Genomic DNA, 12394 nt, shown 5'->3' on the forward strand with positions numbered 1-12394 from the left:
GTGACCCACCGACCGGCCGGGCGCGACCGCTAGCGGTCGCTCAGCGTCGCCGCGACCTGTGCGGCTGCGTCCTCGCGACCCAGGCCGTGCAGGATCGCGACGAGCTCGTTGCCCACGCTCGCCCGCGACCGCTGGTCGCGCGCGAGCCGGAAGCCGTCGACCGCCGACTCGAGCACGTCGACGGCGCCCTCCGGATCGCCCGCCGCAGCCCGTGTGGTCCCGGCGAGCCAGAACGCGTGCGCGGCGCCCGAGAGGTCACCGGCCCGGGCGTACTCCTCGGCGACGGCCTCCGCTGCGGCCGACGCCTGCGCGTGATCGCCCGACGAGGCGAGCAGCCGGGCCCGGGTGTCCGAGAGCTCACGGCGCTCGCGGGACCGGAGGTCCGCGCGGGACGCGGGCTCGTCACCCGGGCGGTCCGGGGCATCCTGTTCGGCGCTGTGCGCGCTGCCCGCGGCGCCGCAGGGGCCGCCCAGGTCCGCGAGCTCCTTCTCGACCGTGACCAGGCCCGCGAGCGGGTCCCCTGCGCGGGCCGAGAGCCGGGCGAAGGCGCGCGCGACCTGGCCCCTGAACTCTGGTGCCACCCCGCCCGCGCGCAGCAGGGCCACGGCGCGAGGGAACGCGCTCAGCGCCCCTTCCAGGTCCTGCTCGAGCGCAGCGATCTGCGCGGCCTCGGCCAGGGCGAAGCCGGCGTCGGCCAGCAGACCCTGGGCCTCGAACGTCGACGAGGCCTCCTGGTACAGCAGCGCCGCGGACGCCGGGTCCGTCGCCGCTGCCTCGGTCGCACGGGCGACGAGCTCGGGGCCTGTGGGCCCTCCTCCAGGGTGGGACGTCGGGGCTGTCGCGGTCGGTGCGGCGCCGGGCCCGGGTTCCGTGACGCGCGCCAGGGCGAGGTTGTCGGGCACGGTGCCGCCGGTCGCTCCGGCGGCCGGCGACACCCCGCCCGAAGGCGCCGCCAGCACGCTCAGGCTCACGGGCAGGACGGTCGCAGCGCGCGCCCAGACCTTCTCGGTCCGCCGCGTCGCGGCGTCCGTCCCGTTGCGCGCGTCGAACGCCGCGGCGAGCTCGAGGGCCTGGGACCTGATCCACGCGTCGAGCCCCGCGACCGTCGACGCCGGGACCTCGCGCAGCGCGAGGCTCCGGTCACCGTGCTCGACCGCGAGGAGCGCGGTCGCGGTCCCGACGCTGAGCAGGAACGACCACCGGTCTCGCGGGGAGTCGGCGGACAGCAGGCTGTCCTGCTGCTCCTCGAGGCGACCGAGCGCTCGCTCGCCGTTGCCCGTCCGGGCCAGGAACTCGATGTGGCGCCCCTGCGGACCGGTCATCGCGACGCCGTTGTCGAGGTGTCGCAGCCCCCGACGGTGCGTGGTCGCGGCCTTGTCCGCCTGCCCCTGCTCGAGGTAGGCGAGCTGGAGGTGGGAGAGCATGTCGCCCGGTTCCGTGGCGCACTCGGGCGACCCCGCGAGCACGGTCTCGAGGAGCCGTACCCCCTCGTCGGTGCGACCCACGTCGAACAGGTACGCAGCGCGGTCGCCGGGCTCGCAGGCCTCGCACTGGGAGAAGTCGTCGCGCGGCGTGGCGACCCACGCCTCGTACGCGGCGGCGACGTCCTGCGTCCCGCGCGACCGCTCCCACTGGAAGCGGGACATGGTCACGGCGTTCATGCCGTTGCCCGCGACCGCGTACCGGCGCTCCATGTCGTCGAGCGTGCGGTCGATCTGCGCGGCCGGGACGGCCGGGAAGTCCATGAGGTTGCCGACCATCCACTTGAACGACCAGAACAGCGAGTGCGCGTCCTGCTCGTCGAAGTGCTCGGGGTGCTCGTCCCACCATCGCAGGAGCTGGGTGAACGGCAGGTAGGCCTTGGTGACCTCGTTGCCCCACACGTAGGACTCGACGAGGACGAACAGCGCGTAGGCGCGGGCCTCGACCGGACCGTTCGCCGTGATCTCGTCGAGCTCGGCGGCGGCCGCGGTGCTCCGGGCGATCCCGTAGGGCAGGTCGCGGATGCGGGACAAGGCCCCGTTGGCCTCGTGGACCGAGCGGGTCATCGGTTCTCCTCCAGGGGGGTCGTTCCAGGGTGCAGCGCGCGGTCGAGCAGGACCGCGAGCGAGCCGTTCATGAGCGTCGCCTCGGAGGACCGCAGAGGTCTTCCGGACAGGAGCAGGGCCGTGACGTAGAGCGACTGGGCTCCCGCCTCCCGGACCTGCGGGTCCGTGGTCGCCAGGAGGGAACGGACCGTCCCGTTGGTGTCGTTGAGCACGAGCTGACGCGAGCGCGCGGGGCCCGAGAGCCCGGCGAGCACCTGGCCCCAGAGGTCGTCCGCGGCCTCGACGGTCGCACGGGTCTCGCGCTCGTGGTCACCGTCGCGGTCGTGCAGGAGCATCGCGGGCAGCACCGAGGGCTCGAAGGCACGCACGATCACCTCGCAGTCCTGCGGCGCGAGCGCGGCGTCGATCGCCTGCACAGAGCCGGCGATCTCGAGCTCGCGCAGCGGGTCGACCTCCAGGAGCGCCTGTGCGACGTCGCTCGACGTCACGGGCGACAGCCGCCACCGGGGAAAGCGGCGCGAGATGCGCTCGAGCAGGTCCGCGTCGTAGACGTACCCGCCGTTGACGAGCCCGAGCCCCTGCGCCGCGGCGACCGGCGCGACCCGCCGGAACTCCTCGACGCTGGGGGTCCACAGCAGGCGCGCGCCCTCGGGGAGCGCCGCCTGGAGGTCCGTGAGCGTGCCCGTGCCCTCGGTCGTCTCGAACGGGAGCACCCGGGCCGCGAGGTCCAGCATGTCGTCGTCCTGGAGCGCGAGGGCGCGGACCGCGAGGTGGTGCACCCGCAGGAACGCGCGCCCGGCGGGGGAGTCCTCGGCGAGCGCGGCCAGCGCCCAGGCGCGAACCTGCGCTCCCAGGGCCTCACGCGTCGCGAGCAGCACCTCGTCCTCGTAGAGCCCCTCGCGCGACGCGGTGGGGCGCAGCGCCGAGGCGTCGAGCACGCACCGCACGAAGAACGCCCAGGGCGGCAGCAGGTCGTCGACCTTGGTCCCCAGGAGCATGCGCTTGAGGTACACGCGATGGCTCGAGGGCGTGGTGGGCGACACTGCGGCGGGCAGGACGTACGCGACGCCGCTCAGGCCCGCGACCGGGATGTCCAGGTCGATCCGGGCGAGCGGCGTGAAGCCGAGCGTCTGCTCGGCGTAGCGTGTCAGGGCCGCGTCACGCTCGGCGGGCGTGGCGTGCGACTCCTTCCAGGGCAGCTCGTGGCCGCTCAGACGGCGCCAGACGGTGCCGGCTCCGTCCTCGTGCCCGGGCGAACCCGGTGCGTCGGCGTCCAGGTCCAGGCGTACCTCGACCTGAAGGTCCACGGGGAGCAGCGACCCGAAGTCCTGGGCGAGGGCCGTCACGGTCGCGGGGGCGAGCCAGTGCTCCATGTCGCGGCGCGGGTGCAGGCGGACGACGCTCCCGGGCTCGGCAGGGGCGGCGGGGTCGTCGGGCCCGATCTCCGCGAGCTCGTAGCTGCCGTCCGCGAACCCGCGCCAGCGCACGGGTGCGGGCCAGGTCCCGTCGTCGTGCCGACGCGCCGAGCGGGACGTGAGCTCGATCTCGTCCGCGACCATGAACGCGGACAGGAGGCCGATCCCGAACTGACCGAGGAACTCCTCGCGGCCCGTGCCGAGCTCGACGTCACGCTTGGAGCTGCGCCCGATCGTGGCGAGCAGCTCGCCGGCCTCGGCGAGCGTCAGGCCCACCCCGGAGTCGGCGACCTCGAGCCCGCCGTCGGGCAGCGGCCGGAGCCGGACGGTCGCCGGGGCGTCCTCTCCCGCGAGGCCGCGCCGCGCGGTGATCGCGTCCACGCCGTTCTGCAGGAGCTCGCGCAGGTAGACGCGGGGGCTGCTGTACAGGTGGCGTGCCAGGAGGTCGACGACCCCGTGCAGGTCGACCTGGAACGTGCTCGTCAAAGCGGGCGGTCCTCGACGTAGACGTTCGCGTCCGAGGGCCCGGCGTCCGGGGCGGGGAAGCGCTCGTCGAGCTGCTCGAAGAACTGCAGGCCGGAGAACAGCCCGCACTCGACGAGCTGTCCCAGCTGGTCGTCGGCCACGCCGAACTCGAGGTCGGTCGAGACCTCGGCGTACACGCCGAGCTCGTCGCCCTCGACGCGGGAGTACACCTTGGGCCAGATCTTGCTCTGGTTGACCTCGTTGGCCAGGAGCGCGACCTGGGTCTGGTCGGCGGCCGAGAGCGTGCGGCTCCACCGGCCCCGGACCTGCAGGATCTCGTCCTTGGTCCCCATCACGAAGAAGTAGAAGACGTTGCCGTCCCAGCTGCCGCCCAGGTCGCCGTCGTCGTCGATGCCGTAGTTCCAGCCCTTGCTCGTGAGGATCGCCTCGATGCGGTCCCGCGAGAGCGGTGCGTTCGCGGGGGGAAGGGTCTCGTCCGGCTTGGAGAAGAAGCTCATGTCTCGATTCCTCGTCGTGTGGTGGGTCCGCGCACGGCGGCTCAGGGCAGGTGCGACGCACCGGGCTGCCGGTGGCCACCCGTGGAGCCTACGCAGGACCACCCACACAGGGACAGGGCGGACACACCGGGCGGGAAGGGTCGCGCCCCGCGGGCGGGGGCGAGGCGACGGGCCGTCCCCGGCGGGTACGGTTCTCGGATGCTCATCGTCGCCGTCGTCGGCCCCACCGCGACCGGGAAGTCGGACCTCGCCCTCGACCTCGCCCAGGCCCTCGCCCCTGCCGAGGTCGTCAACGCCGACGCCTACCAGCTCTACCGCGGCATGGACGTGGGCACCGCGAAGGTCCCGGTCGCCGAGCGTCGCGGGATCGTCCACCACCAGCTCGACGTGCTGGACCCCCTCGAGGACGCCTCGGTCGCCGACTACCAGGCCTCGGCCCGCGCGGACCTCGACGCGATCGGCTCCCGGGGCGCCCGGGCGGTCGTCGTCGGTGGTTCGGGGCTCTACGTGCGGGCGCTGCTCGACGAGATGAACTTCCCGGGCACCGACCCGGAGGTCCGCGCCCGCCTCGAGGAGCGGGCCGAGCGCGAGGGGACCAGGGCGCTGCACTCCGAGCTCGCGCGGCTCGACCCCGGTGCCGCGACGTCGATCGGCCCCACGAACACCCGTCGCATCGTGAGAGCGCTCGAGGTCATCGAGATCACGGGCGAACCGTTCACCGCGAACCTCCCGCGCCAGGAGTACGTGCGCCCCGCCGTCCAGATCGGTCTCGACTGCGACCGCGAGACGCTCGACGCCCGCGTGGCGGGTCGGGTCGAGCGCATGTGGGAGCTGGGGCTGCTCGACGAGGTCCGTGCGCTCGCGCCGCGGCTGGGCCGTACCGCCGAGCGTGCGGTCGGCTACGCCGAGGTGCTGGCCCACCTGCGCGGGGAGATCACCGCCGACGAGGCGCGCGAGCAGATCACCGCGAACACGCGCCGGCTGGCCCGCAAGCAGATGGGCTGGTTCGGCCGCGACCCGCGCGTGCACTGGCTCGACGCGCAGTCGCCCACGCTCCTGGCCGACGCCCTGGAGATCGTCCGTGCGGGCGACGACGGCACCCTGGACACGCGCACGGACGAGCGCCCGACGCGCCGTAGTCTGGGCTCATGAGCCTGCCGCCGCCCCGTTCGACGACCCGTTTCGCCAAGGGCCACGGGACCCGCAACGACTTCGTCCTGCTCGCCGACCTCGAGGGGAGCCGCGACGTCGACGTCGAGCAGGTCCGCGCGCTCGCCGACCGTCGCGCGGGCATCGGCGGCGACGGCGTGATCCGGCTGGTCCCCACGGCCTACGTGCCCGAGTCCGCGGCGGTCCTCGCCGAGGACCCCGAGGCCATCTGGTTCATGGACTACCGCAACGCGGACGGCTCGGTCGCCGAGATGTGCGGCAACGGCGTGCGCGTCTTCGCGGCCTTCGCCGAGCGCCTGGGGCTCGTGGACCTCACGCCTGCCCCTGTCGCGACGGACGACGCAGGCGCGTCCGACGTACCGGCCACCGCCGCGGCACCACGGGTCCTCGCCGTGGGCACACGAGCAGGGGTCAAGTACGTGCGCAAGGAGGCGAACGGCTGGTACGCCGTGGACATGGGCCCCTGGTTCCTCCCGGGGGGCCGCACGGCGCTCGACGAGGGTTTCGACGCCGAGGTCACGGTCAAGGGGTGGGAGGTCGCCCGCCCCGCGCTGAGCGTCGACCTGGGCAACCCCCACACGGTGCTCGCGCTGCCGCACGAGGACGAGCTCGAGGCCGCCGACCTGACCGCGGTGCCCGGCGTCTCCCCGCTGCCCCCGCACGGCACGAACGTCGAGCTCGTCGTCCCCCTCGGCGAGGAGGTCTCGGTCGACGGGACCGTCGTCGGGCGTCTGCGTATGCGCGTGCACGAGCGCGGCGTGGGCGAGACCGAGTCGTGCGGCACGGGCGCGTGCGCCGCGGCGCTCGCGGTCCGGGCGTGGGGCGGCCCGCAGTCGCCGGACGTGTGGCTCGTCGACGTGCCAGGTGGCACGGTGCGCGTGACGGCCCTCGAGGGCGGCCGCGTCGAGCTCGCCGGTCCCGCGGAGATCGTGTTCGGGGGAGAGATCGACCTGGCGGCGTTCGGGCGCTGACCGCGAGGGCCCGACGGCGCAGCGCCCCGGGTGCTCGGCGTGCGTCGGGCACGGGTCCCGTCGGGCAGGACCGACTGCCGCGCGGAGCGAGGGCTCAGCCCGCGCGCGTGACCTCGAGGACGCGGAACCCCTTGGCGCTCGCGAGCTTGGTCACCGACAGGTCGTCGTCGAGGTGCTCGTTCAGCCAGGCCATGAGCGAGTCGGCACCGAGGTTGCGCTGCACCACGAGGTAGGCCTCGGTACCCGGCTCGAGCCGGGGCAGCCAGTGCAGCAGCATGTCGTGCAGCACCTCCTTGCCGACCCGGATGGGCGGGTTGGACCAGATCGCGGCGAACCGGACGTCGTCGGGGACGTCCTCGGGGCGCACCGCGCGCACGTTCTCCAGGCCCAGCCGGGCGGCGTTGCGCCGGACCAGGTCGAGGGCGCGCTCGTTGACGTCGACGGCCCACACGGTCGAGCCCGGCGACTCGATCGCCATGCTCAGGGCGACCGGGCCCCAGCCGCAGCCCAGGTCGAGGAGGTGCGCGGCGCCGTCGGGCCCGGAGACCGCGGGCGGGAGGTCCGGGACCGAGCGCAGGAGCACCTGCGTCCCCAGGTCCAGGCGGCCCGGGGAGAAGATGCCCGACGCGACCTCGACCGTGACCTCGCGGCCCGCGAGACGGACGGTGAGCTCCCGACGTTCCTCGGCGGACGCGGGCTGCGCCGTGAAGTAGTGGTCCGGTGAGGGCTCGGGCGTCGTGCCAGGGGTGGTCGTCACGAGGGTCGATCCTATCGGGCGCCCTGCGCGGGGCCGCCCCGCACGGGCGGTTCCCGCGGGCGCTGCGGGCGTGAAAGGCTGCGCTCGCGGCGAATAGGTTCGCGCCGGGACGATCCGGCGTGCCACGCTTGTTGTACGACATGCCGACCGGAGCGTCTTCCGGACGGCGTCGACCGGCCCAGGTCACACGGACCCGGGGCCCGGACCCTCAGCTGAAAGGCGGCCCATGACCCAGACCCCTGCGAACCCCACCCCCGAGACCGCACCGGAGATCGTGGAGCGCCCCGAGCGCGACATCGCCGGTGACGTCGTGGCACGGGTGCTCGCTCGGGCGGGGACCGCGCGCGCCGAGGGGGGCACCCAGCACTCCGTCTACGACGGCGAGCAGCTCGAGCTCGCCGAGCGCACGGCGCTGCGACGGGTCGCCAACCTCTCGACCGAGCTCGAGGACGTCACCGAGGTCGAGTACCGCCAGCTGCGCCTCGAGAAGGTCGTGCTCGTCGGTCTCTACACGGGCAGCGGCGACGCCGCGGCGGCCGAGGCCGAGGTCTCGCTGCGCGAGCTCGCGGCACTCGCCGAGACGGCGGGGTCCCAGGTGCTCGACGGCGTGCTCCAGCGTCGCCAGAAGCCGGACCCCGGGACGTACCTCGGCTCGGGCAAGGCCGCCGAGCTCGCCGGCGTCGTCGCGGCCACGGGCGCGGACACCGTCGTGATCGACGGCGAGCTCGCGCCCTCGCAGCGACGTGCGCTCGAGGACATCGTCAAGGTCAAGGTCGTCGACCGGACCGCGCTGATCCTCGACATCTTCGCCCAGCACGCCAAGTCGCGGGAGGGCAAGGCGCAGGTCGAGCTCGCACAGCTCGAGTACCTGCTCCCGCGCCTGCGCGGCTGGGGCGAGTCGATGTCCCGCCAGGCCGGTGGCCAGGTCGGTGGCGCGGGAGCCGGCATGGGCTCGCGCGGACCCGGTGAGACCAAGATCGAGCTCGACCGCCGCCGCATTCGCGACCGCATGACCAAGCTGCGGCGCGAGATCGCCGCGATGGCGCCTGCCCGCGAGACCAAGCGGTCCTCGCGCAAGCGCCACGCCATCCCGTCGGTCGCGATCGCCGGGTACACCAACGCGGGCAAGTCGAGCCTGCTCAACGCGCTGACCGGCGCCGGGGTGCTCGTCGAGAACGCGCTGTTCGCGACCCTCGACCCCACGGTGCGGCGCGCGCAGACCGAGGACGGGCGCGTCTACACGCTCGCGGACACGGTCGGGTTCGTCCGCGCGCTGCCGCACCAGCTCGTCGAGGCGTTCCGCTCGACGCTCGAGGAGGTCGGCCAGGCCGACCTGCTGCTGCACGTCGTCGACGCGTCGCACCCCGATCCCGAGGGGCAGATCGCCGCGGTCCGTCACGTCCTCGCGGACATCCCGGGCATCGACCAGGTGCTCGAGGTCGTCGTGCTCAACAAGGTCGACATCGCCGACCCCGACGTCGTGGCCCGCATCCGTGGGCGCGAGCGACGCACGATCGTGGTCTCGGCGCACACCGGGCAGGGGATCGGCGACCTGCTCCAGCTCATCTCCGACGAGCTGCCGCGGCCCGACGTCTCGGTCGACCTCGTGGTGCCCTACCACCGGGGCGACCTGGTCAACCGCGTGCACCTCACGGGCGAGATCGACCTCGAGGAGCACGTCGAGACGGGCACGCGCCTGCTCGCACGCGTCGACGAGGGGCTCGCGCTCGAGCTCCACGCGGTCGCCGTCCGCGCCTGAGCGCGCGGGGCCCGGGCTTCGAGGAGCCCGGGCCCCTGCTCGGGCGTGCCCAGGCGCCTGCGCGGGCTGCCCTCGCAGGGTCCAGGACCGTCGTGTCGGAGGGTCGCCGTAGACTTCCGGGGTGCCCGAGGAGACCACCACCACCCTGACCACGGGCTCTGCGACCCCTGACGTCGAGGAGCTGCTCGACCTCGCGGTCGGCGCCCTCGGTGGCGGGCGCCGCGCGGGCCAGCACCAGATGGCCGTGAGCGTCGCGACCGCGATCGACGGCTCGGGTGGCCCTGACCACCTCCTGGTCCAGGCGGGCACCGGTACCGGGAAGTCGCTCGGCTACCTCGTGCCCGCGGTGCGCCACGCCGTGTGCGAGGACGAGCGCGTCATCGTCTCGACCGCGACCCTCGCGCTCCAGCGCCAGATCATCACGCGAGACCTCCCGCTGGTCGCCCAGGCCGTCGCCGACAAGCTCCCGCGCGAGCCCCGCATCGCCCTCCTCAAGGGCTGGCACAACTACCTGTGCCAGCACAAGATCGAGGGGGGCTACCCGGCCGACGAACCCACGCTGTTCGACCTGCCCACGGGCGGCGAGCGTGCAGGCGTCGCGGAGCATCCCGCTCCGGGCGCGGCGTCGGGGGCCGCAGCGCTCGGCGAGCAGGTCGTGCGGCTGCGCGAGTGGGCGCAGGAGACCACGACGGGCGACCGGGACGACCTGGTGCCCGGCGTCTCGGACAAGGCCTGGCGGCAGGTCTCGGTCACGGCCCTCGAGTGCCTGGGGGCCAAGTGCCCGCTCATCGACGACTGCTTCCCCGACCAGGCCCGCACGAGCGCGCGCGAGGCGGACGTCGTCGTGACCAACCACGCGATGCTCGGCATCGCCGCGTCGGGCTCGCCCGGCGTCCTGCCCGAGCACGGCGTGGTCGTGGTCGACGAGGCCCACGAGCTCAGCGACCGGGTCACGGCCGCCGCCACGGCCGACCTCTCGGTGCCCATCATCGAGCACGCAGCGCGGCTCGCGCGTCGCCACGGGGGCGTGCAGACGACAGACCTCGACCTCGCGATCGGCGCGTTCGGGACCGTGGTTGCCTCGCTGCCGGCCGAGCGCTTCCCGGACGGCCTGCCCGACGACGCGCGCTCGGCCGTCGCGGCGGTCCGTGACGCGGCGCGCACCGTGCTCAGCGCGCTCAAGCCGGACACCTCGGGCGGCCCCCAGGCGCAGCCCGACACCGGGATGAAGATGGCTCAGGCCACCATGCTCCAGGTCTTCGAGATCGCCGAGCGCATGGCGCAGGACCCCACGGGGCACGACGTCCTGTGGTGCTCGCGCGCGGGCGAGGACGGCCGGTGGAGCGGGGACGGCGTGAGCAGGCTGCACGCCGCGCCGCTCGCGGTGGCCGGTCTCATCCGGACCAACCTCCTGACCGAGCGCACGGGCGTCTTCACGTCGGCGACCCTGGCGCTCGGAGGGACGTTCGACCCCGTGGCCCGCTCCCTGGGGCTCGACGACGACGGGGCGACCTGGAGCGGTCTCGACGTCGGCAGCCCGTTCGACTACCCCCAGCAGGGCATCCTCTACATCGCCAAGCACCTGCCTCAGCCCGGCCGCGAGGCCGCGACGGACGGGCAGCTCGACGAGATCGCCGACCTCATCACGGCGGCGGGCGGGCGGACCCTGGGCCTGTTCTCGTCGCGGCGCGCGGCGCTCGCGGTCGCCGAGGCCATGCGCGATCGGCTCGACGTCCCCGTCCTGTGCCAGGGCGACGACCAGCTGCCCACGCTCGTCAAGGAGTTCGCCGCAGACCCGCGGACGTGCCTGTTCGGCACGCTGTCGTTGTGGCAGGGCGTGGACGTCCCCGGGCCGAGCTGCCAGCTCGTGCTCATCGACCGGATCCCGTTCCCTCGCCCCGACGACCCGGTGAAGTCGGCGCGCGCCCGCGCGGTCGAGGCCGCGGGGGGCAACGGCTTCATGCAGGTCTCGGCCAACCACGCGGCCCTGCTCCTCGCTCAGGGGGCGGGCCGGCTCATCCGGTCGACCGCAGACCGCGGTGTCGTCGCGGTCCTCGACCCGCGCCTCGCGACGGCCCGGTACGGGTCCTACCTCACCAAGTCGATGCCGGACTTCTGGACCACGACCGACCGACGTGTCGTCCTCTCTGCGCTCGAGCGCCTCTCCGCCCTAGGCTGAGACCTGGCAGTCCACGCGGTGGACGCGGCCGCTGCCCCGGCGGCGGCCGGACGCCTGCCGCACAACGTCCAGGAGGCACAGTGCCCGCCCGTACCACCAAGCTCGCGATCGTCGGCGCAGGTTCCGTCGGATCGACCCTCGCCTACGCGGCGCTCATGCGAGGGGCCGCTCACACCGTGAGCCTCCTCGACATCAACAAGACCAAGGTGGAGGCCGAGGTCCTCGACCTCCAGCACGGCATCCAGTTCATGCCCATGGCCAAGGTCGAGGGATCCGACGACGTCGCGGTGTGCGCCGACGCGGACGTCGTGGTCTTCACCGCGGGTGCCAAGCAGAAGCCCGGGCAGACGCGCCTGGACCTCGCGGGCGCGACCATCTCGCTCGTCCGGAACATCCTGCCGGGGCTCGTCGAGGTCGCACCCAACGCGATCTACATCATGGTGACCAACCCGGTCGACGTCGTGACGTACGCGGCGCTCAAGTACTCCGGCCTGCCGGCGAACCAGCTCTTCGGCAGCGGGACGGTCCTGGACTCCTCCCGCCTGCGCTTCCTGGTCGCGCAGCACTGCGGCGTCGCGGTGCAGAACGTCCACGCCTACATCGCGGGCGAGCACGGCGACAGCGAGATCCCGCTCTGGAGCTCCGCGACCATCAGCGGGGTCCCTCTGCTCGACTGGAAGGGGCTCACGGGCCGCGGGCCGCTCACCGCAGAGGTGCGCGAGGACATCGCGCACGAGGTCGTGCAGTCTGCCTACCGCATCATCGAGGGCAAGGGCGCGACCAACTACGCGGTCGCGCTCGCCGCCACCCGCATCATCGAGGCGATCCTCGACGACGAGCACCGGGTCCTGCCCGTCTCCTCGCTCCTGGAGGACTTCCACGGGATCAGCGACGTGTGCCTGTCGGTGCCGTCGCTGCTCGAGCGGCGAGGGTGCGGGGAGCGGATCGAGGTCCCGCTGTCCGACATCGAGCTCGCTGGTCTGCGTTCGTCGGCGGACTCGGTGCGCGCGGTCGCGAAGAGCTTCGGGCTGTGACGGCGACGCGCTAGAGCGGGTACTCGCGCGAGAGTCCTGGGGGCCGCTGGTCGGCGGACCTCGGACGACGAAGGGGAC

General features: G+C 73.8%; 9 protein-coding genes. 5 read left to right on the forward strand and 4 right to left on the reverse strand.

Going from position 1 to position 12394, the window contains the following annotated elements; genetic code table 11:
- Nucleotides 1–29: 29 nt before the first annotated feature.
- From ACFWFR_RS12000 to ACFWFR_RS12010, 3 genes are read right to left on the reverse strand one after another with little or no spacing between them, the layout of a single operon-like run.
- Complete coding sequence (locus ACFWFR_RS12000; RefSeq protein ID WP_377623119.1) at nt 30–2048, reverse strand: hypothetical protein; 2019 nt, start codon at nt 2046–2048, stop codon at nt 30–32.
- Nucleotides 2045–3949 carry an HSP90 family protein gene (locus ACFWFR_RS12005; protein ID WP_377623120.1) on the reverse strand — a complete coding sequence of 635 codons (1905 nt, stop codon included), beginning with the start codon at nt 3947–3949 and terminating at the stop codon, nt 2045–2047. The genes ACFWFR_RS12000 and ACFWFR_RS12005 overlap by 4 nt, the downstream gene beginning before the upstream one ends.
- Nucleotides 3946–4446 (reverse strand): YbjN domain-containing protein, encoded by a 501-nt coding sequence (locus ACFWFR_RS12010; protein ID WP_377623121.1) that lies wholly within the window; start codon nt 4444–4446, stop codon nt 3946–3948. The genes ACFWFR_RS12005 and ACFWFR_RS12010 overlap by 4 nt, the downstream gene beginning before the upstream one ends.
- A gap of 198 nt (nt 4447–4644) precedes the next feature.
- On the opposite strand from ACFWFR_RS12010, the gene miaA reads away from it, so the two are divergent.
- Nucleotides 4645–5598 carry a tRNA (adenosine(37)-N6)-dimethylallyltransferase MiaA gene (gene miaA, locus ACFWFR_RS12015; protein ID WP_377616599.1) on the forward strand — a complete coding sequence of 318 codons (954 nt, stop codon included), beginning with the start codon at nt 4645–4647 and terminating at the stop codon, nt 5596–5598.
- Complete coding sequence (gene dapF, locus ACFWFR_RS12020) at nt 5595–6587, forward strand: diaminopimelate epimerase (RefSeq protein WP_377623122.1); 993 nt, start codon at nt 5595–5597, stop codon at nt 6585–6587. Before miaA ends, dapF begins: the two co-directional genes overlap by 4 nt.
- A 94-nt stretch (nt 6588–6681) precedes the next feature.
- On the opposite strand, the gene ACFWFR_RS12025 is transcribed toward dapF, so the two are convergent.
- Nucleotides 6682–7344: a class I SAM-dependent methyltransferase gene (locus ACFWFR_RS12025; RefSeq protein ID WP_377616597.1), complete on the reverse strand. Its 663-nt coding sequence runs from the start codon at nt 7342–7344 to the stop codon at nt 6682–6684.
- Between the two features lie 226 nt (nt 7345–7570).
- Between ACFWFR_RS12025 and hflX the strand changes: the two genes are divergently transcribed.
- The 3 genes from hflX (at nt 7571) to ACFWFR_RS12040 (ending at nt 12316) form a co-directional block, all read left to right on the forward strand.
- On the forward strand, nt 7571–9103 hold the full coding sequence (hflX, locus tag ACFWFR_RS12030; protein WP_377623123.1) for a GTPase HflX: 1533 nt from the start codon (nt 7571–7573) through the stop codon (nt 9101–9103).
- 121 nt (nt 9104–9224) lie between these two features.
- On the forward strand, nt 9225–11282 hold the full coding sequence (locus tag ACFWFR_RS12035) for an ATP-dependent DNA helicase (protein WP_318244539.1): 2058 nt from the start codon (nt 9225–9227) through the stop codon (nt 11280–11282).
- Between the two features lie 80 nt (nt 11283–11362).
- On the forward strand, nt 11363–12316 hold the full coding sequence (locus ACFWFR_RS12040; RefSeq protein ID WP_191803976.1) for an L-lactate dehydrogenase: 954 nt from the start codon (nt 11363–11365) through the stop codon (nt 12314–12316).
- Nucleotides 12317–12394 lie beyond the last annotated feature (78 nt).

Origin of the sequence: Oerskovia sp. NPDC060287 (assembly GCF_042726775.1) — a bacterium.
In the GTDB taxonomy this organism is placed as follows: domain Bacteria; phylum Actinomycetota; class Actinomycetes; order Actinomycetales; family Cellulomonadaceae; genus Oerskovia; species Oerskovia merdavium.

What these genes read in the sequence shown, in the direction of transcription:
- ACFWFR_RS12000 (WP_377623119.1), bottom strand. Translation starts at nt 2,048, where the DNA reads ATGACCCGCTCGGTCCACGAGGCCAACGGGGCCTTGTCCCGCATCCGC.
- ACFWFR_RS12010 (WP_377623121.1), bottom strand. Translation starts at nt 4,446, where the DNA reads ATGAGCTTCTTCTCCAAGCCGGACGAGACCCTTCCCCCCGCGAACGCA.
- miaA (WP_377616599.1), top strand. Translation starts at nt 4,645, where the DNA reads ATGCTCATCGTCGCCGTCGTCGGCCCCACCGCGACCGGGAAGTCGGAC.
- dapF (WP_377623122.1), top strand. Translation starts at nt 5,595, where the DNA reads ATGAGCCTGCCGCCGCCCCGTTCGACGACCCGTTTCGCCAAGGGCCAC.
- hflX (WP_377623123.1), top strand. Translation starts at nt 7,571, where the DNA reads ATGACCCAGACCCCTGCGAACCCCACCCCCGAGACCGCACCGGAGATC.